Genomic DNA, 19,480 nt, shown 5'->3' on the forward strand with positions numbered 1-19,480 from the left:
TCAACTAATCTGGCGTTGATTTTTGGCACGCTGTTGAGTTCTCAAGGAACGGACGCTTCCTTTGTACTCACCCTCTCGGGCTTTCCTCCGGGCTTCCCTTCGGTGTTTCGTGTTTCCAGCTTAGCAGACCCGATTTCTCGTTTCTGTCACCCGCTGGAGTGGGGCGCCGGACGTGGAATTCGCTTCCGCGTTTCCGTTCCCGGCGGGGTCAAACATTACCAGGCTTTCTCGGTCCCCCTGACCACTCCTCCGGCGAGCTGACGCACGCAGAGGTGTAGACCACTGGGGTTAGGATCTGGCTTGATAGGTGCTGCCGACCCGCGACTCAAGGCCGCGTTGGGGTCAGGCAGGAGTACGACAGTACATCCCACCGTCAGTAGACGCAAATCGTTTCGGGGTAGCCCTAGGTGCGCCAAGTGGTACGTCTCGTGCGTAACTAGGACTTCTCATGACTTACGCTTCTGAACAGTACGCCGTCCAGGACAGGTAGTGACGGCGCCACACAATCTCCGCCCCTGGGAGGCTTCCCATGACAACCGTGACGTCGCCGCTTGCTGGACGCGCCATCGGTCTCGCCGCAGTTCCCGACCCGGTCTTCTCCGGTGCGATGGTCGGTCCCGGTACCGCCATCGATCCCGTGCGTGAGCCCTCGGAGGTGGTGTCCCCCATCGACGGGGTCGTCGTCTCCATGCACCCGCACGCCTTCGTCGTCGTCGACAGCGAGGGGCACGGGGTACTCACCCACCTCGGTATCGACACCGTTCAGCTCAACGGCGAGGGCTTCGAGCTCCTCGTCAACAAGGGCGACACCGTGACGCGCGGACAGGCCGTCGTGCGCTGGGACCCCGCCACCGTCGAGGCCGCCGGCAAGTCCCCCATCTGTCCCATCGTGGCCCTTGAGGCCACCGCGGACTCGCTCTCCGAGGTCGCCGAGGACCGCGACGTGAAGGCCGGCGACCAGCTCTTCGGCTGGAGCTGAGCCGGTTCGTCCTCGTGACGACCGCGAGTTCGACATTCAACGCGGCGGCCGGGGCCGTCGCTCAATCGGAGACGGGTGAGATGGAGACAACGCTGCGAGGCGTCGGCGTCAGCCACGGTGTGGCGATCGGCGAGGTCCGGCACATGGGCACGGCGGTTCTCGAGCCGCCGGCCAAGCAGATTCCGGCCGACGAGGCGGAGCGCGAACAGGGGCGCGCCCGTCAGGCGGTGGAGGCTGTGGCCGCGGACCTCAACGCGCGGGGCAATCTCGCCGGTGGTGAGGCGCAGGCGGTGCTCGAGGCCCAGGCGATGATCGCCCAGGACCCGGAGCTCATCGCCGACGTCGACCGCCGGATCGCGGTCGGCAGCACCGCGGAGCGCGGTATCTACGACGCGTTCTCGCACTACCGGGAGCTGCTCGCGGGTGCCGGAGAGTACATGGCCGGGCGCGTCGCCGACCTCGACGACGTGCGGAACCGGATCGTCGCGCGGCTGCTCGGTGTGCCGATGCCCGGTGTGCCCGACAGTGACGAGCCGTACGTGCTCATCGCGCGGGACCTCGCGCCCGCCGACACCGCGCTGCTCGACCCGACGCTCGTGCTCGGTTTCGTGACGGAGGAGGGCGGGCCGACCAGCCACAGCGCGATTCTCGCGCGGGCGCTCGGTGTGCCGGCCATCGTCGCGATGCCGGGCGCCGGTGAGATCGCCGAGGGCACGCTCATCGCCGTCGACGGTTCGACCGGTGAGCTCTTCGTCGACCCCAGCGAGGAGAAGAAGGCGGAGCTGACGCAGGCCGCCGCCGCGCGGAAGGCCGCGCTGGCCTCGTCCAGTGGTCCTGGTGCGACCTCCGACGGTCACAAGGTGCCGCTGCTCGCCAACGTCGGCGGTCCGGCGGACGTGCCGGCCGCGGTGGAGGCGGGTGCCGAGGGCGTCGGTCTGTTCCGTACGGAGTTCCTCTTCCTGGACGACAGCAAGCAGGCTCCGTCCGAGGAGAAGCAGATCGAGGCCTACCGCAAGGTGCTCGAGGCGTTCCCCGAGGGCCGTGTCGTCGTGCGGGTGCTCGACGCCGGTGCGGACAAGCCGCTGGACTTCCTGACGCCGGTCGACGAGCCGAACCCGGCGCTCGGTGTGCGCGGTCTGCGGTCGCTGCTCGACCACCCGGAGGTGCTGCGGACGCAGCTGACCGCGCTGGCGAAGGCGGTCGAGGGGCTGCCCGTGTACCTCGAGGTCATGGCGCCGATGGTGGCCGACCGGACGGACGCGAAGGCCTTCGCCGACGCGTGCCGTGAGGCGGGGCTGCGGGCGAAGTTCGGTGCGATGGTCGAGATTCCGTCGGCCGCGCTGCGGGCTCGCTCGATCCTCCAGGAGGTCGAGTTCCTGTCGCTGGGCACGAACGACCTCGCGCAGTACACCTTCGCCGCCGACCGTCAGGTCGGGGCCGTGTCGCGGCTCCAGGACCCGTGGCAGCCGGCGCTGCTCGACCTGGTCGCGATGTCCGCCGAGGCCGCCAAGGCCGAGGGCAAGAGCTGTGGTGTCTGTGGCGAGGCCGCCGCGGACCCGCTGCTCGCCTGTGTCCTGACGGGTCTGGGGGTCACCTCCCTGTCCATGGGTGCCGCGTCGATTCCGTACGTGCGGGCGACGCTCGCCAAGTACACGCTGGCGCAGTGCGAGCGGGCCGCGGCCGCGGCGCGGGCCGCGGACACGGCGCACGAGGCGCGTCTCGCCGCGCAGGCGGTGCTGTCCGGGGAGTGAATCCCGGGCCGGTGCTGACGTACTGGTAGAAGGGGCTTCCCGTCACCTTGGTGGCGGGGAGCCCCTTCGGCGTTCGGCGTCAGTGGTGGGCGGGCCAGTCGTCGTCGGGGTCGGGGGCGAGGGGGAAGCCCGCGCGGTAGTCGACGCCCGGCTCCGGGGAGAGGGGCTCTCCGGTGTCGGCGTCGGTGCAGTAGGCGGCGAAGACCTCCGCCTCGGTGAGGGGGGTCAGTGTGCCGTCGGTGAGGCGCCAGCCGTGGAGGCGGTCGCGGGTGGTGGGCGTCGTGGTGCGGAGGACGAGGCCGCCGGGGGCCGCGAGGGCGATGCCGGCCGCGAGGACGGCGGTGAACTCCGCTGCCTCGCTGCCTTCGGGGGTGGTTCCGCCGAGGGCGTGGAGGACGGCGAGGAGTTGGTCGTCGGCGGCAAGGACGCTGCAGACGAGGTGGTGGGCTCCAGGGCCCGCCGCTTCGAGGAGGCGTACCAGCAGGCGGGAGGCCTGGGCGAAGGCCGCCTTGCCGATGTCCTTGCCGCAGGTCGCGCAGTCGCCCGCCGTGGCGAGGACGGTGGTCGCGTACTCCCAGGTCGCCCTGCGGACGGCGGTGTCGACGAGCTCGGGCAGGAGGGTGCTGAGGGGCTGTCCCGTGTAGGTGACGCGGGCTCCTGTGGTCGCGAGGTGCGCGGTGAAGCGGCTGCGGCTCGTCGGGTCGTCCGGGGCGATCGCGGTCTCCGCGCAGTACGCCTCGTACTCCTCGGGGTCGAAGAGGGTGACCGTCGTGTGTCCGCCCTGGGTGGCGAGGGTCTTGAGGAGCGCCTCGATCTGCTGGAGGTAGGTCGTGTGGTCGTCGAAGGCGAAGGTGCGGTAGCGGCGCATGGCGGCGAAGTCCCGCGCGTCGGCGAGGAGGCCGACGGTGCTGGGGACCTCGCGGCGCAGGGCGCGTCGGAGGTGGGTCGTGGTGGTGCCGGTCCTGGTCATGTCTCCCCCTGGTGACGGTCCGATCAGTGCTCACTCACCGTAACCTTGACCACTGACAGTGACGGTTGGGGGAGGCGTCGGCGGACCAGGCGGTTCTGTGCCGCGCAGGTGGCGACGAGGGCCGCGCCGAGGAAGGGCCAGCCGAGCGGGCCCGTGGAGACGAGTCCCGTCATGAGGAGGGGGCCCGCGAAGCGCTGGGTGGACTGGGCGAGTCCGTGGACGCCGAGGTAGGCGCCCTGGGCGTCGCCCGGGGCCAGGGCGACGGAGATCTCCCAGGAGGCGATGGTGTGGATCATCTCGGCGAAGGTGAGGACGACGGCCGCGGTGATCAGTGCGGTGACGGCGAGGGTGCGGCCGGTCAGGGCGGAGGCGGCGACGGCGAGGGTGCCCGTCACGAAGAGGACCGCCAGCGGGGTGTAGAGGCGGCAGGCGGCTTCGGTGGTCGCGCCGAAGCGGGAGAGCGGGACCTGGAAGACGACGACGAGGGCGCTGTTGAGGACCAACAGGAGAGGTGCGAGGCCGACGGGGGCCTCGGTCGCGTGGACGATCCAGAGGGGGAGGGCGACCTGGAGGATCGAGTCGTGGAGGAAGAAGACGCCGTCGCCGGCGGTGAAGGCGAGGAAGCCCCGGTCCCGCCAGGGGTTGGACGGCTTGGCGGTGGGGGTCTCGTCGGTGGAGGCGGCGACGACACGGGAGGTCTCGGGGGCGGGCGGTTCGGCGCAGCGGAGGGTGAGCGCCGCCATGACGAGGTAGGAGATCGCGTCGCCGACGAGAAGGAGCTGGAAGGCGGTGGTGGAGCCGACGGCGAGGGCCGCTGCCGCGCCGAGGCCGCCGAGGGTCCAGCCGATGTTGGAGGTGGTGCGGTTGATGGCCTGGTAGCGGACGCGGTCGGGGCCGGCGACGCGGGCCGCGTAGAGCTTGGTGAGGACGTTGGTGGCGCGGTCGGGGAGGGCGCCGACGGCGGAGAGGGCGACGAGGAGCGCGTAGTCGTCCGTGGTGAGGAGGGCCAGGAGGGCCGCGGCGCGCAGGAGCTGGGTGCAGATGATCACGCGGACGAGGGGGAAGCGGTCGGCGAGGCGGCCGCCGAGTGGGGCTCCCGCGATTCCGGCGGCGCCCGATATCGCGATGAGGAGGCCGACCTGGCCGAGGCCCAGCCCTGTCACGTAGGTGAAGTAGAGGGCCATGGCGGTGGACCAGAGGCCGGTACCGCACTTGTCGATGAAGCCGATGAGCAGCATGCGGCGGCCGTCGCGGCCGCCGGGGATGCGGTCCTTGAGGGGTGGACGGGTCGGACGGGTGGCGCGGCTCATGGGTCCCCCTTGCGCGTTCTTTTGTATTGATACATAATGCGTTACGTGGCAGCACAATATGTGATCGATGGGGCTACGGCCAAGGGGATCGCCGCGTCCGTGGAGCGCGGCGTGGCTGAGGGCGGGCTCGCGCCGGGCGATGCCCTGCCACCGGTGCGGCGGCTCGCCGACGAGCTCGGAGTGAGTCCGGGGACGGTGGCGACGGCGTACAAGGAGTTGCGGCAGCGGGGGCTGATCGTCACGCGCGGCCGGGGCGGGACGGTGGTCGCGGACGTGCCTGCGGTGGCCTCCCGGCGGCCCCCGCGTGTGCCCGCCGGGCTCGTCGACCTCGCCGGTGGCCACCCCGACCCCGCGTTCCTGCCCGTACTGCGCCCGCCTACGGCCGTGGCACCGGTGTACGGCTCCCATCGCGCGGCACCGCGCCTCCCGGCGCTCGAAGCGCTGACCAGGGACTGGTTCGAACGGGACGGCGTGCCCGCGGAGCACGTGACCTTCGCGCACGGCGCGCTGGACTGCATCGCGCGGCTCCTCTCGACGGAGCTGCGGCCCGGTGACGCCGTGGCCGTCGAGGACCCGGGCTTCCACCACCTGCTCGACCTCGTGCCCGCGCTCGGGCTGCGGATGGTGCCGGTCGCGGTGGACGGCGAGGGGCTCGTACCGGAATCGCTGCGGGCGGCCCTGCGGGGCGGGGTACGCGCGGTGGTGTGCAGTCCGCGCGGGCAGTGTCCGACCGGCGCGTTCTTCACACGGTCGAGGCGGGACGAACTGGTCGCTGTGCTACGGGAGTTCCCCGAGGTCCTCGTCGTCGAGGACGATCACAACGCGGAGGTCGGCGGGGCCGCCGCGTACACGCTCGCGGCGGCGGGGCTCGACCGGTGGGCACAGGTGAGGACCGTGTCCAAGCACCTCGGGATCGACCTGCGCTGGGCAGGGGTCGCGTGCGACGCGGTGACGCTCGCGCGGCATGACGGGCGGATGCTGATGACCTCGGGCTGGGTCAGTCACGTCCTCCAGGAGACGGTGACCGGGCTGCTCGTCGACGGGGCGGTGGGGGAGCTGGTCGCGGCGGGCGAGGCCGCGTACGCGGAACGGCGGGCCGGGCTGATCGGCGCGCTCGGCGCGTACGGGATCCGCGCGGTGGGGGCGAGCGGACTGAACGTGTGGGTGCGTGTGCGGGACGAGTCCGGTGTGGTCAACGGGTTGCGGACGCACGGCTGGTGGGTCGCCGCGGGTGCGCGGTTCCGGATCGCCGCTCCGCCGGCCGTCCGGATCACCACGGCGACGCTGGCGCCGGCGGACGCGGTGCGGCTCGCGGCGGACTTCGCCGGCGTGCTCGGGGACGCGCAGGCGACGTACGGAGGGTGACGGAAGGTGCGGCCGGTCCGGGAGGAGGGCGCGAGGCCGGGCCCTGTTTCGGGGACCGGCCTCGTCTCGTGGGCGTTCAGGGCCTTCGGGTGGCTGCCAGGGTCTCGTAGAAGTGGAGGAGACCGAGGTCGTCGACCGAGCCGATGTTGACGGCCTTGGCCAGGGGGGTGCCCTGGAGGAGGCGCTTGACCGGGACCTCGATGCGCTTGCCGGTGAGGGTGTGCGGGACGCCCGGGACCTCGATGATGTCGTCGGGGACGTGACGCGGGGAGAGCTCCGTGCGGATCGTCCGCTTGATGCGGCCGATGAGCTCCTCGTCGAGGGTGGCGCCGTCGACGAGGTGGACGAAGAGCGGCATCCAGTAGCCGCCGTCCGGCTCCTCCAGGCCGATCACGAGGGATTCGCGGATCTCCGGGAGGCGTTCGACGGCCTCATAGATATCGGCGCTCCCCATCCGCACGCCCTGGCGGTTGAGGGTGGAGTCGGAGCGGCCGTGGATGACGACGGAGCCGTGCTCGGTGATCGTGATCCAGTCGCCGTGGCGCCAGACGCCCGGGAACATCTCGAAGTAGCTGTCGCGGTAGCGGCTGCCGTCGGGGTCGTTCCAGAAGTGGATCGGCATGGACGGCATGGGGTTGGTGACGACGAGCTCGCCGACCTCGCCGATCACCGGCTTGCCGGAGGGGTCCCAGGCCTGGAGGTCGGTGCCGAGGCCGGCGGCCTGGAGCTCGCCGATGTAGACGGGGAGCGTGGGGACGGCGCCCGCGAAGCAGGAGCACACGTCGGTGCCGCCGCTGACGGAGGCGATCCACAGGTCCTCGCGGACCTCGTCGTGGAGCCAGCGGAAGCCGTCGGGCGGCAGCGGCGAGCCGGTGGTGGCCACACACTTCACGGCCGAGAGGTCGAAGTCCCGGCCGGGGTGCACGTCCGCCTTGGCGCAGGCCATGACGTACGCGGCGGACGTGCCGTACAGGGTGGCGCCGGTGCGTTCGGCGACGCGCCACTGGGCGCCGGTGTCGGGGTAGCCGGGGCTGCCGTCGTACAGGACGACGGTCGTGCCGGTGAGCAGGCCGGAGACGAGGAAGTTCCACATCATCCAGCCGGTGGAGGTGTACCAGAAGAACACATCGTCGGGGCCGAGGTCGCAGTGGAGGCCCAGCTGCTTGACGTGCTCGACGAGGATGCCGCCCTGGGACTGGACGATCGCCTTCGGCAGGCCGGTGGTGCCGGAGGAGTACAGGACCCACAGCGGGTGCCCGAACGGGACCTGCTCGTAGACCGGCTCGACGTCGGCGGCGACGAGGTCGTCCCAGGCGAGGGTCCCCTCGGGGGCCGGGGTGCCGAGGAGCGGGATGTGGACGACGGCGCGCAGAGTGGGCAGTTCGGAGCGGAGCTCCGCGACGGTCTCGCGGCGGTCGTGCTCCTTGCCGCCGTAGCGGTAGCCGTCGACGGTGAAGAGGACGACGGGCTCGACCTGCTGGAAGCGGTCGAGGACGCTGCGGGCGCCGAAGTCCGGGGCGCAGGAGGTCCACACGGCGCCGACGGCGGCGGTGGCGAGGAGGGCCACGACGGACTGCGGGACGTTCGGCAGGTAGCCGCTGACGCGGTCGCCGGGGCGTACGCCGAGGGTACGCAGTTCGGCAGCGAGGGAGCCGACCTGGCGGCGGAGCTCGGCCCAGGTGGTCGGCGCGGGCTCATGTGTCTCGTCCACATGGAGCAGGGCCGTCTCATGGGGTCGCTCGTCCGCGGCGCGCAGGGCGTGCTCGGCGTAGTTCAGGGTGGCGCCGGGGAACCAGTCGGCTCCGGGCATGGAGCGGTCGCCGAGGACCCGCTCGTACGGGGTGGCGAAGCGGAGGTCGAAGAATTCGGCGACGGCCTGCCAGAAGGCTTCGAGCTCCTCGACCGACCAGCGGTGGAGCGCCGGGTAGCCGCCCTCGGCCGGGGCGCCGTGGTGCTCGGCCGCCCAGGCCTGGAAGCGGGTGACGGCGGCCGAGGCGATGCGTTCGTCGTCCGGCTGCCAGAGCGGCTCGGTCTGCGCTGATGTCATGGTGCTGCTCCCTGGCTGTACGCGGGGTCGGCGTGTGTCCCGCGCACGTGCTGGGGTGTGCGCGCGACGCGGCTGACAGGACGATGCCATGTGATCGTCTTTCGCACCAGGTCTGCCCGCCCATGGTCGGGTAGTTGAATATGTGCCCCCACCACGGGTGAACGGAAGTTGAACGAAGCCGGTATCGCCCCTGGTGGGTGGCAGGGTGATCACCATGAACGGTCGGGAACTGGTGCGTTCGATCAAGGTCTTCGGTGTGACGCGGGGCCTGCGGACGGTGCGGGCGGCGTGGCGGCAGCGGCGTACGGACGCGTGGGGGCTGCCGCCGAAGGGGGCGGAGCGGGCGCGGGTGCCGGGGCTCGCGACGGGGGCCGAGGCGCTGCCGGGCGGAGGGATCGTCCGGTTCGCGCGTTCCTCGCTGCGGATCTGTGTGTCGGCGGGCGGCGCGGTGTTCTGGGGCTGGGACGGGGCGGCGCCCCTTCCGTCGTACGCGCTGGCCGGCGAGGCACCGGAGCCCGACCCGCGGGCCTCCCTGGAGCCGGACACCGACGGCGGGTGGCGGATCGTCTCGGAGCGGGTGACGGTGGCGGTCTCCCGTCACGGGGCCGTGGAGGTCCGGACGCCCGGCGGGGTGATGCTGCGCCGGGACCTGCCGCCGCGCTGGTGGGACCCGGTGGGGGCCGACCATGCCGAGGTGGAGGCCGGAGCGCCGAAGGGGGCGACCGTCGGTACGGCCTCTCGGTGGGTGCAGCGCAGTGAGGTCCCGGCGGACGCGCGCTTCTTCGGGCTCGGCGGGCGGGCGGCGGGGCCGCGCCTGCGCGACGGCTCGTACCGGCTGTGGAACACCGACCCCAAGGGGGGCTTCGTCCCCGGGGACGATCCGCTGTACCTCACCATGCCCGTGCAGTTCGTCGTCTCGGACGCCGGGTCGCACCTCGCGTTCCACGACAACTCCTGGGACGGACGGGTCACCCTCGCCGAGGGCGAGGAGGGTGCCGGGTCGGGGCACGACCGGCCGGGGACCAGCGAGGTCCGGATGGGGGGCGGGCCGCTGCGCTGCTGGGTGGTGGTCGGCACCCCCGCGCGCGTGCTGCACGGCTGGGCGGCGCTCACGGGCGCGCCCGCGCTGCCGCCGTCCTGGGCGCTCGGGCCCCAGCACGCGCGCTGGGGGTTCGGCAGCGCGCGGGAGGTGCGCCGGGTGGTCGACGGGTACCGGGAGCGGGGGCTCCCCCTGTCCGCCGTACACCTGGACATCGACCACTACGACGGAAACCAGGTGTTCACCGTGGACCGCGAGCGGTTCCCGGACCTGCCGGGGCTCGCGGCGGAGCTGCGGGAGCGGGGCGTGCGGCTGGTGTCGATCGTGGACCCGGCGGTGAAGGCCGAGCCGGGGAACGCCGTGTACGACGGCGGGCTGGCGGCGGGGGCCTTCGTCCGGGACGCCCGGGGGCGGGAGGTCCGCGGGGAGGTGTGGCCGGGTGAGTGCGTGTATCCGGACTTCACCGATCCGGCCGTACGGGAGTGGTGGGGCGGCTTGTACGAGGAGCGGCTCCGGCAGGGCTTCTCCGGGGTGTGGCACGACATGAACGAGCCGGTGTCCTTCGCGCCGTTCGGCGACATGACGCTGCCGCTCTCTGCCCGGCACGCCCTGGACGGGCGGGGCGGTGACCATCGCGAGGCGCACAACGTGTACGGACTGACGATGGCCCGGGCCGGGTACGAGGGGCTGCGCCGGCTGCGGCCCGACGAGCGCCCCTTCCTCTTCTCCCGTTCCGGCTGGGCGGGCATGCAGCGGTACGGCGGCACCTGGTCGGGCGACGTGTCGACCGGGTGGCCGGGGCTGCGGGCCTCGCTCTCCCTGGTGCTGGGGCTCGGGCTGTGCGGGGTGCCGTACTCCGGGCCGGACGTGGGCGGTTTCGACGGGGTTCCGTCGCCCGAGCTGTACGTGCGCTGGTTCCAGCTGGGGGCGTGGCTCCCGTTCTTCCGTACGCACTCGGCGATCGACGCGGGGCGGCGCGAACCCTGGGAGTTCGGCCCCGAGGCCCTGGAGCACGCGCGCGTGGCACTGGCCGAACGGGAACGGCTGCGGCCGTACTTCGAGACGCTGGCCCGGCTCGCGCGGATGACGGGCGCGCCGTACGTCCGCCCGGTGTGGTGGGGGACGCCGGAGGACCGGGGGCTGCGCGACTGCGAGGACGCGTTCCTGCTGGGGGACGCGCTGCTCGTGGCGCCGGTCCTGACGAGGGGCGCCGACCAGCGGGCGGTCCGGCTGCCGCGCGGCCGCTGGTACGACACGGCGACGGGGCGGGCGTACGAGGGTCCGGGGCAGGTACTGCTCGACGCGCCGCTCTCCCGGGTGCCGGTGCTGGCCCGGGCGGGGGCGGTGCTCCCGGTGCGCGGCGACGGGGACGGGGACGGACCGGCACTGGAGGTGTGGGCGCCCGCCGCGGGGCGGACGGGTGGCGGGCTCGTCGTCCGGGACACCGGGGACGGCTGGGAGCCGGCCGAGATCGAGCGGTACCAGTCACGGCTCGTGGACGGCCGGGTGGTGGTGGAGCGGGTCACGGACGACGGGGTGGAGGAGGTGGCGCTGCCGGTGCGGGTGCGGGGGCTGTGAGGGGCGGGGTATGAGGCTGCCGGTGCGGGGGCTGTGAGGGGTGGGGCCGTGTGGGGGATGAGGATGGCGGTGCGGGGGCTGTGAGAGGTCGGCCCGCCTGCGCGGGGCGATGAGGTGACGGCAGCTCAGCCGTACTCCCCCGCGAACCACTTCCGTACCGCCTCCGTGTGGAGGGGGAACGCCAGCTCCTCAGGGGCGTGGAGCAGGTGGTGGCCGATCGTCTCGTCCGTCGGTGCCGAGGGCGGGAGGGCGGAGGCCTCACGGGGCGGCAGGAGGCCGAAGAGCAGCAGATGGCCGGCCGGGGAGCTCATCGCGTCGGCGAGGCGGACGTCGCCGGCGGAGGCCTCGATGCCGGTCTCCTCGCGCAGTTCGCGGGCGACGGCGGCGCGCCAGTCCTCGGCGTGGTCGATGAAGCCGCCGGGCAGGGCGATCCCGCCCCGCTGGGGCTCGATGGTGCGGGTGATGACGACGAGTCCCGTTCCCCGTTCCCCGTCCATGACGGGGAGGAGGGCCACGGCAACGGGCAGCGGGTTGCGGTAGGCGGTGTGGCCGCAGGTCGGGCAGGTGCGGGGCCAGCCGGCGTCGGCCGCGTGCGGGGCGCCGCAGCTGGTGCAGTGGGAGCTGTGGGAGTCGTTCACGGCCCGACCGTATGCGATCACCCTTTCCCGGCGCTGCCGGAACTGATAGACGGTGCGCATGACAGGACTAACTTCCGCTTTCCGTACCCTCGCCCTCACCGCCGCGGCCGGTCTGCTCGCCGTGACGGGTGCTGTCGTCGCCCCCGCTCCCCCGGCCTCCGCCGTGCCGGAGCCCAAGGCCCCACGGGAGTTCGTGGCTCTGAGCTCGGTGGACCGGACGATCGTCCAGGAGATGCGCTACACGACGGCGCACAACTTCGTCGGCGAGCCGATCGACGGCTACCGGCAGCCGCTCTGCATCCTGACCCGGCCGGCTGCCGAGGCGCTGCACCGCGCGCAGGTGCGGTTGCTGGCCCGGGGCTACACGTTGAAGGTGTACGACTGCTACCGGCCGCAGCGGGCCGTCGACCACTTCGTGCGCTGGGCGAAGGACCTGGAGGACGAGCGCATGAAGGGGGAGTTCTATCCCCTCGTCGACAAGTCGAGGCTGTTCGCGGACGGTTACATCGCGGAGAAGTCGGGGCACAGCCGGGGTTCGACCGTGGACCTGACGGTCGTGCGGCTGCCGGCGGTGCCCACGCGCGCGTACGTGCCGGGCGAGGACCTGGTCGAGTGCTACGCGCCGCGGGAGGAGCGGTTCCCGGACAACTCCGTGGACATGGGGACGGGGTACGACTGCTTCGACACCCGCTCGCACACCGACGACCCGCGGATCCAGGGCGAGCAGCGGGCCAACCGGCAGCTCCTCAAGGGCCTGCTCGGAGAGCAGGGGTTCGTGAACCTGCCCGAGGAGTGGTGGCACTTCACGTTCAAGCCGGAGCCGTTCCCGGCCACGTTCTTCGACTTCCCGGTGGCGCGGAGGTCGGTGGCCGGGCACTGAGGCTTCCCCGCCCGGAGCACCCGTGCCACACTTCTGACGATGCGTCAGGTCAGTGGTGACCGACGGCACGGGAGGCCTTGATGGCACGGACGCGCAGACCGGTGGTGGCCCGGTGGTTCACCGACGACACGGTGCCGGAGGCGGATTTCCGGCTGCTCGGGACCCGCTGTACGGCCTGTGCCTCGGTCTTCTTCCCGCGCGAGGACGACTGGTGCCGCAATCCGGGGTGCCCGGGCGGCGGCGAGCTCGCCGAGGTGCCGCTCTCGCCGCGCGGCCGGGTCTGGGCGTACACCGACGGCCGGTACCGGCCGCCCGCCCCGTACGTCTCCGATCCGGACACGCCCTGGGAGCCGTACACGCTCGTGGCCGTGGAGCTGGCGGCCGAGGCGATGGTGGTCCTCGGGCAGGCGGCTCCTGGGGTGCGACCGGCCGATCTCGCCGTCGGCACGGAGGTCGAGGTGGTGCCAGGCGTCCTCAACGAGGACGACCTGCACACCTGGACCACCTGGAACTGGCGGCCCGTCTCGGGTGAGGAACGGGAGGAGCGGTCGTGAACGACATCGCCGTACTCGGGGCCGGCATGCACCCGTGGGGCAAGTGGGGCCGGAGTTTCGTCGGTTACGGGACGGCCGCCGCCCGCGCCGCGCTCGCCGACGCCGGTCTGGGCTGGGAGGACGTCGGCTCGATCGTCGGCGCGGACACCATGCGGTGCGGCTACCCGGGATACGTGGCGGGGGCGACCTTCGCCCAGGCCCTCGGCTGGCAGGGCGCGCGGGTCACCAGTGTGTACGCGGCCTGTGCCTCGGGTGCGCAGGCCGTCGGGACCGCCCGAGCCCAGATCCTGGCCGGGCTCGCGGACGTGGTCCTGGTGGTCGGCGCCGACGCGACACCCAAGGGGTTCCTCGCGCCGTCCGGCGGCGAGCGGCCGGACGATCCGGACTGGCTGCGGTTCCGGGTGCTCGGGGCGACCAACCCCGCGTACTTCGCGCTCTACGCCCGCCGCAGGATGGCCCTGTACGGCGACACGACCGAGGACTTCGCGCAGGTCAAGGTGAAGAACGCGGCGGCCGGCGCGCTCAATCCGCTCGCCCGCTACCGCACGCGCGTGACCGCCGAGGAGGTCGCCGCCTCCGCGGTCGTGGCCGATCCGCTGCGGCTCCTCGACATCTGCGCGACCTCGGACGGAGGCGCCGCGCTCGTCCTGTCCAGCATGGAGTTCGCGCGCCGGCACGGGCACGCCGATCCGGTGCGGGTCCGGGCCGTGTCCACGGTCTCTCCCACGTACCCCAAGGCGGTGCTCGACCTGCCCGACATCGCGACCGACTCGGCGGTCGCGGTCTCCCCCGCGGCGCACGGCTTCCGCGCCTCGATCGCGCGGGCCGCGTACGAGGAGGCGGGGATCGGGCCCGAGGACCTGTCGCTCGCGGAGGTGTACGACCTGTCCACCGCTCTGGAGCTGGAGTGGTACGAGGACATCGGGCTGTGCGGAACGGGCGAGGGCGCCAAGCTGCTGCGCGAGGGGGTCACGGCGCTGGGCGGACGGCTGCCGGTCAACACCAGCGGCGGTCTCGCCTCCTTCGGGGAGGCCGTGCCCGCGCAGGCGATCGCCCAGGTCTGCGAGCTGACCTGGCAGTTGCGGGGCGCGGCGGGCGACCGGCAGGTGCCCGGGGCGCGCGTCGGCATCACCGCGAACCAGGGCCTCTTCGGGCACGGGTCGGCGGTGGTGGTGGTGCGCTGAACCTCTCTGCGCCGGCCCGGGCCGTGAGCTGAACCCCCTCCCTGAGGAGGGGGTTCAGCTCAGGTGGTGGCTGGCGCGTGGCTCCTGTCCGCGAGGACGAGGGCGTGCTGGACGACCGCCACGAGGACGTTCTTCACCGACTCCCGGTCCCGGGCGTCGCACATCAGGAGCTCGACCTCGGGGTCCAGGTCGAGTGCGCCGCGCACGCTCTCGGCGGGGAACCGCCGGGCGCCCTCGAAGCAGTTGACGGCGACCGTGAAGGGGATGCCGCGCCGCTCGAAGTAGTCGATGGCCGCGAAGCTGTCCTCCAGGCGGCGGGTGTCCGCGAGGACGATCGCCCCCAGCGCACCCTGCGCGAGCTCGTCCCACAGGAACCAGAAGCGGTCCTGGCCGGGGGTCCCGAACAAGTACAGGACGAGGTCCTCGCGGAGGGTGATCCGGCCGAAGTCCATGGCGACCGTGGTGGTGGTCTTGTTCTCGACGCCGTGGAGGTCGTCGACGGGCCGCCCCGCCTCACTGAGGATCTCCTCGGTGCGCAGGGGTCTGATCTCGCTGACCGCGCCCACCAGCGTCGTCTTGCCGACCCCGAACCCGCCCGCGACGAGGATCTTCAGGGTCACCGGCTCGACGAGCGGCTTCTTGCGGCTAGAGCGCCCGAAGGCCATTGATCACCTCGCGGAGGATGCTCACGTCCGGCAGTTCTGCCGGCGGAACGGGGCGGGTCACATGGACGAGTTCGTCTTCGACGAGGTCGCCGACGAGGACCCGGACCACCCCGACGGGGAGGTCGAGTCCTGCGGCGAGCTCGGCGATCGACTGGGGCTGCTCGGAGCAGCGTTCGACGATCTCCACGTGTTCCGGGGAGAGCGTCTGGTCACGGCCGGGGTCGTCGGCGGCGGGCTCGGGGACCACCAGCGCGATCAGGTCGAGACGATGGCGGGTGGCGGCGCTCGTCCGGCCGCGGGTCATCGCGTACGGACGGACCACCGGCCCGGCATCGGCGTCGAACCAGTGATGGTGGCCGGGGTTCCGGCCCTCGGTCGCCTGGTTCGGCTCGGCTGCGTCACTCATGCCCGTCCCACTCACCCTCCGGAGGGCAGGCCGGTCCGGGGGGCCGTCGTCAGGTGGGCCCCGACCCGCTTCACCATCAGGGTCATCTCGTAGGCGACCTGGCCGACGTCGGAGTCGGCGTCGGCGAGGACGGCCAGGCAGCTGCCGTCGCCGGCGGCCGTGACAAAGAGGAAGGCGTCCTCCAGCTCGACGACCGTCTGGCGGACCCTGCCCGCCTCGAAGTGACGGCCGACGCCCTTGGCGAGGCTGTGGAAGCCGGACGCCACGGCGGCCAGGTGCTCGCCGTCCTCGCGGGTCAGCTGCTGCGAGCCGCCGGTGGGCAGTCCGTCGCTGGAGAGCACCAGGGCCTTGCGGATGGACCCGACGCGCTGGACGAGCTCGTCGAGGAGCCAGTTCAGCTCGCCGTTTCCGTGGCCGAATGCGGAGGTGGTGCTGGGTGCTGCGGCGTTCGGTGCGGTCATCGACCGTCCCCCTCGGGTGTCGTTCCTGGTGCTGACGTGTCGTCCGGGTCCGCTGTGTGCCGTCGTCCGCGCTGCCAGCCGCGCTGCATGGCGGCCATGCGGGCGCGTACCTCCTCGGCGTCGCGCTCGAAGGAGTCGGGCCCGTCGGCACCGGTGGTCGTACGGTCCTCGGCGTCCGCTCCGGCGCCGCGGTCGGCCCGGCCCTCGGTCTCGCGCAGCTGGGGCGCGAGATGGGCCTGCCGGACGCGGCGGGGCAGCCCGCCGAACGGCTCGGGGGCCTCGGCCCCCACGGGGCCCTCCGGCGGTACCGGAACGAGGGTGGGCCCCTGGGCGGGTACGGGGGCGGGTACGGGCACGGGGCCGGGTGTGAGGCCGGTTACGGACACGGGGCCCGACGTGAGGCCGGACCCTGGGCCCTGCGCGGATTCGGGGCCCTGCGCGGGGTGCGACCTGCCCGGCTCGTCGACGCGGCGGCCGTGGTCCACGACGAGCACGGGCGTGGCGCGGCGCGGCAGCGGGACGGGGCCACGGGCGGCGCCGTCGGCGTGCGGCGCGTCGTCCTCGCCGCGGCCGGTGGTCTGGTCGGGGGCCAGGTGGTGCTGCTCGCCGGCCGGGGCGAGGCCGGAGCGGCGGCGGTCGCGGGGCCGGAAGAGGCCGCCGCGCTCGCTCTCGGTGTCGAGGAGGTCCGCGGACCGGTCGAAGAGCACGTCGAACTCGTCGGCGTCGAGCGGCGCCTCCAGCTCGACGGGGCCGTCCAGGACGCCGGGGGTCTCGGTCACGTCCGGGACCCTGGCGAGCACCGGACGGCGGGTCGGCAGCGGGGTGGGTCCGGTGGGGTCGTCGAGGGGGTCGGCGCCGTCGGCGGTGCCGGCGCGCTCCAGGGTCCTGGGGTCCGTGGTCCGCGGGTCCAGGCCGTTGGAGTCCGTGGTCTTGCGGTCCAGACGGAATCCGGCGCCCTGCGTCTCGGGCGCGTCGGTGAGCAGCGCGGCCGGGATGAAGACGACCGCGGTGGTCCCTCCGTACGGGGAGGTCTGGAGCGAGACGCGGACGTTCTGCCGCTGGGCGAGCCGGCTGACCACGAAGAGGCCGAGGCGGTCGGTGTCCGACAGCTCGAACTCGGGGGTCTCGGCGAGCCGGAGGTTGGCGTCGAGCAGCGCGTCGGCGTTCATGCCGAGGCCGCGGTCGTGGATCTCCAGGGTGAAGCCGTTGGCAACGCGCTCGCCGAGCACCTGCACGGCGGTGTGCGGGGGCGAGAACACCGTGGCGTTCTCCAGGAGTTCCGCGATGAGGTGGGTGAGGTCCGCGACAGCGGGGCCGCCCACGCCGAGGCGGGGCAGTCGGCGCACCTCGATCCGCTCGTAGTCCTCGACCTCGGCGACGGCGGCGCGGACCACGTCCATGAGCTGGACGGGCTTGCGCCACTGTCGGGACGGGGCGGCGCCGGACAGGATCACGAGACCCTCGGCGTGGCGGCGCATACGGGTGGTGAGGTGGTCGAGCCGGAAGAGGTCCGCCAGCTCGTCGGTGTCCTCCGTGCGCCGCTCCATGGTGTCGAGGAGGGTGAGCTGACGGTGGAGCAGGACCTGGTTGCGGCGGGCGAGGTTGACGAACACCTCGGAGACGCCGCGGCGCAGTTCCGACTGCTTGACGGCGGCCTCGACGGCGGCGCGCTGGAGGGTGTTGAGGGCCTGGCCGACCTCGCCGACCTCGTCCTGCCCGTACCGGAGGTGGGGCACTTCGGTCCCGACGTCGACGTGCTCGCCGGCGGCGAGCCGGCGCATGACGCTGGGCAGGCGCACGCCGGAGACCTCCTGGGCCTCCTTCTGGAGGCGGCGCAGGTCGTGGACGAGTGACCGGCCGATGCGGACGGAGATGACGATCGAGGCGAGCAGGGCGAGGAAGCCGAGGACGCCGGCGACGCCGACCTTGAGGAGCACGCTGTAGGCGGCGGGCTGGACGCGGTCCTGGTAGCGGTCGCCCGCCGCGGTGTTCTCGCGGGCGAGCTCGTCCAGGACGGGGCTCGCCTCCTCCTGCCAGTACGCGGCGGTGACGGCACGCGGCTCGTCGGTGGGGCCCTCGTCGATGATGGCCTTCTCGGCGGTCCGCAGCGCGGCGGTCTCGGGTCCTGCCCAGTACTTCTCGAAGCGCTCGCGCTCGGCGGTCGGCAGGAGTTCGAGGTTGACCTCGTAGAACTGCTCGCGGTGGGCGACGAGGTCGGAGATCGCGCGGATCTCCGGGGCGGTGACCCGGTCCGCGACGAGGGCGGAGAGGACGAGGGCGTCCTCGCGGGAGAGCACCTCACGGGCGCGGGTGATGCCGACGAGGGAGCGGCCCTGCTTGTCCATCTCCACGTTCTCGAGGGCGTGGAGGGTGATGAGGAAGCTGTAGCAGGGGTCGACGAGCCGGTTGTAGAACTCGAGTGCCTGCATCCGGCCGATGCTGCGCTTCTCGACGGAGCGGCGGAGCGAATCCAGGTCGTCGAGGGCCGTGAGGAGGGAGTTGAGCCGCTGGGTGGTGACCGGCCGCATCTCCTCGCGTACGCCCGGGTCGGCGGCGTTCGCACGGATCCGGGATATCTGCCGGTCGGTGGCCCGGCGGGTCTCGCGGAGGGAGGCGAGGGCGGTGGAGCCCCGGGGGTCGGCGAGGTAGATGAGCGACTGGCGGCGTTCGAGCTGGATGACGCGGGCGGTGTCCTCCAGCGGGTAGCCGACCTTGTCGACGATGTAGCCGACGTCGAGGAGCTGGTCGGCCTCGCGGCCCGTCAGGGCCGTCGCGAAGACCCACAGACCGGTCAGGGAGACGAGCGGTACGAGGAGCAACGCCACGATCTTCCGGCGGATGGACTTCCCGCGAAAGCGCATGGCCTCCCCCAGCTCGACCCCCGCGCGCCACGGAGGTCCTGCACGTTCGTGACATCGTGCGTCAACACGCGACGTCAACCTTCGGTTTCAAACAAATGGCGGCGTGAGCCTACTACTGCATCACGGCCATCTCGAAGGCATGTCCGGACGATTTTCAGCCTGTCGAGTGAGTGTTGATCATGAGATGTCCTGGTATTCGGGGAGTTGGGATCGGCCACTGTGGCACAGGACACCTGATGGTGTGCCATTTCTCCGGCCTGCGGAGATGGCTGGAATTGCGCGTTCCGCTCAGATTCAGGCGAAACCTTTTCCCTCTCCCGTGCGTCAATGAGTACGGGGAGGGCCCTGTCCGCGTAAAGGGGCACACAGCGGGCAGCCACCCCTGGAGGCGTACAGCGGTGGGGAGTGACAGGACGATGGAACACGAGTCGCGCGCGGCGCGGCAGTTGTGGGTGGACGACGAGAAGGGCCGGCAGCGGATGCCCGATCCGGTGCGTACCGCCGCCGTACGCGCCGTGATGATCACGTCGGTGACGCTCGTCCAGGGGGTGGTGGCCTTCTTCTGCTCGGTCGCGGGCGCCTGGCTGGCCTTTCCGATGACCATCGGCGCGGTGGCGTCGACGGTCGTGGCCACCTGGAGCGTCCTCGACGTCTGGATCACCCGTCAGGTGTGGCGCCAGCGCCACGGGGTGGTGTCGGAGCCGAGCAGTACGGCGCGCAGGCCGCGCCGCGAGCGGCGCGCGGAGGTCCGGTCGGAGGCGGGACAGCTCTCCGAGGCGGCCTGACAGACGG

Annotated in this window: 17 protein-coding genes; 9 read left to right on the forward strand and 8 right to left on the reverse strand. The window is 72.5% G+C overall.

Annotation, left to right across the window (positions count from 1 at the left end):
* From ACWFR1_RS36200 to ptsP, 3 genes are all read left to right on the forward strand, one after another.
* On the forward strand, positions 1–261 hold a 261-nt coding region (locus ACWFR1_RS36200; RefSeq protein ID WP_453559232.1), incomplete at its 5' end, for a hypothetical protein.
* 268 nt (positions 262–529) lie between these two features.
* Positions 530–979, forward strand: coding sequence for a PTS sugar transporter subunit IIA (locus ACWFR1_RS36205; RefSeq protein ID WP_453559235.1), 450 nt, complete (start codon positions 530–532; stop codon positions 977–979).
* An 80-nt stretch (positions 980–1,059) separates the two neighbouring features.
* Positions 1,060–2,730, forward strand: a complete 1,671-nt coding sequence (ptsP, locus tag ACWFR1_RS36210; RefSeq protein WP_453559238.1) for a phosphoenolpyruvate--protein phosphotransferase — start codon at positions 1,060–1,062, stop codon at positions 2,728–2,730.
* A gap of 79 nt (positions 2,731–2,809) precedes the next feature.
* On the opposite strand, the gene ACWFR1_RS36215 is transcribed toward ptsP, so the two are convergent.
* Positions 2,810–3,700: a hypothetical protein gene (locus ACWFR1_RS36215; protein ID WP_453559240.1), complete on the reverse strand. Its 891-nt coding sequence runs from the start codon at positions 3,698–3,700 to the stop codon at positions 2,810–2,812.
* A gap of 23 nt (positions 3,701–3,723) precedes the next feature.
* On the reverse strand, positions 3,724–5,010 hold the full coding sequence (locus ACWFR1_RS36220; RefSeq protein ID WP_453559243.1) for an MFS transporter: 1,287 nt from the start codon (positions 5,008–5,010) through the stop codon (positions 3,724–3,726).
* 45 nt (positions 5,011–5,055) lie between these two features.
* Between ACWFR1_RS36220 and ACWFR1_RS36225 the strand changes: the two genes are divergently transcribed.
* The gene (locus ACWFR1_RS36225; RefSeq protein ID WP_453559245.1) at positions 5,056–6,375 is read left to right on the forward strand and encodes an aminotransferase class I/II-fold pyridoxal phosphate-dependent enzyme; all 1,320 of its coding nucleotides are present in this window, start codon (positions 5,056–5,058) and stop codon (positions 6,373–6,375) included.
* A 76-nt stretch (positions 6,376–6,451) separates the two neighbouring features.
* Here ACWFR1_RS36225 and ACWFR1_RS36230 read toward each other — a convergent pair whose 3' ends face one another.
* A complete protein-coding gene (locus tag ACWFR1_RS36230; protein WP_453559247.1) occupies positions 6,452–8,422 on the reverse strand; it encodes an acetoacetate--CoA ligase in 1,971 nt (656 codons plus the stop codon).
* A 214-nt stretch (positions 8,423–8,636) separates the two neighbouring features.
* Here ACWFR1_RS36230 and ACWFR1_RS36235 point away from each other — a divergent pair, with 214 nt between their 5' ends.
* Positions 8,637–11,039 (forward strand): glycoside hydrolase family 31 protein, encoded by a 2,403-nt coding sequence (locus ACWFR1_RS36235; RefSeq protein ID WP_453559249.1) that lies wholly within the window; start codon positions 8,637–8,639, stop codon positions 11,037–11,039.
* A 125-nt stretch (positions 11,040–11,164) separates the two neighbouring features.
* Here the strand turns inward: ACWFR1_RS36235 and ACWFR1_RS36240 are convergent, their stop codons facing one another.
* Positions 11,165–11,737 carry an NUDIX domain-containing protein gene (locus ACWFR1_RS36240; RefSeq protein ID WP_453559252.1) on the reverse strand — a complete coding sequence of 191 codons (573 nt, stop codon included), beginning with the start codon at positions 11,735–11,737 and terminating at the stop codon, positions 11,165–11,167.
* Here ACWFR1_RS36240 and ACWFR1_RS36245 point away from each other — a divergent pair.
* The 3 genes from ACWFR1_RS36245 to ACWFR1_RS36255 all read left to right on the forward strand — a co-directional run bounded on the left by ACWFR1_RS36245 (position 11,736) and on the right by ACWFR1_RS36255 (position 14,295).
* Positions 11,736–12,557 (forward strand): M15 family metallopeptidase, encoded by an 822-nt coding sequence (locus tag ACWFR1_RS36245; RefSeq protein WP_453559255.1) that lies wholly within the window; start codon positions 11,736–11,738, stop codon positions 12,555–12,557. The two genes, ACWFR1_RS36240 and ACWFR1_RS36245, sit on opposite strands and share 2 nt — an antisense overlap.
* Before the next feature lie 80 nt (positions 12,558–12,637).
* The gene (locus ACWFR1_RS36250; RefSeq protein ID WP_453559258.1) at positions 12,638–13,111 is read left to right on the forward strand and encodes a Zn-ribbon domain-containing OB-fold protein; all 474 of its coding nucleotides are present in this window, start codon (positions 12,638–12,640) and stop codon (positions 13,109–13,111) included.
* Between the two features lie 26 nt (positions 13,112–13,137).
* Positions 13,138–14,295: a lipid-transfer protein gene (locus tag ACWFR1_RS36255; protein ID WP_453559283.1), complete on the forward strand. Its 1,158-nt coding sequence runs from the start codon at positions 13,138–13,140 to the stop codon at positions 14,293–14,295.
* A 59-nt stretch (positions 14,296–14,354) separates the two neighbouring features.
* On the opposite strand, the gene ACWFR1_RS36260 is transcribed toward ACWFR1_RS36255, so the two are convergent.
* Genes ACWFR1_RS36260 through ACWFR1_RS36275 form a run of 4 tightly spaced genes read right to left on the reverse strand, consistent with a single transcriptional unit; the run spans position 14,355 to position 18,688 of the window.
* On the reverse strand, positions 14,355–14,960 hold the full coding sequence (locus tag ACWFR1_RS36260) for a GTP-binding protein (RefSeq protein ID WP_055644647.1): 606 nt from the start codon (positions 14,958–14,960) through the stop codon (positions 14,355–14,357).
* Entirely contained in the window at positions 14,941–15,366 is a 426-nt protein-coding gene (locus ACWFR1_RS36265; protein ID WP_453559261.1) for a DUF742 domain-containing protein, read from the reverse strand. Before ACWFR1_RS36265 ends, ACWFR1_RS36260 begins: the two co-directional genes overlap by 20 nt.
* A gap of 11 nt (positions 15,367–15,377) precedes the next feature.
* On the reverse strand, positions 15,378–15,827 hold the full coding sequence (locus ACWFR1_RS36270; RefSeq protein ID WP_453559264.1) for a roadblock/LC7 domain-containing protein: 450 nt from the start codon (positions 15,825–15,827) through the stop codon (positions 15,378–15,380).
* On the reverse strand, positions 15,824–18,688 hold the full coding sequence (locus ACWFR1_RS36275) for a nitrate- and nitrite sensing domain-containing protein (protein ID WP_453559267.1): 2,865 nt from the start codon (positions 18,686–18,688) through the stop codon (positions 15,824–15,826). The genes ACWFR1_RS36270 and ACWFR1_RS36275 overlap by 4 nt, the downstream gene beginning before the upstream one ends.
* Before the next feature lie 416 nt (positions 18,689–19,104).
* On the opposite strand from ACWFR1_RS36275, the gene ACWFR1_RS36280 reads away from it, so the two are divergent.
* Complete coding sequence (locus ACWFR1_RS36280; RefSeq protein WP_453559270.1) at positions 19,105–19,473, forward strand: hypothetical protein; 369 nt, start codon at positions 19,105–19,107, stop codon at positions 19,471–19,473.
* Positions 19,474–19,480: the final 7 nt, after the last annotated feature.

It is taken from the genome of Streptomyces sp. NPDC055103, from assembly GCF_053607625.1.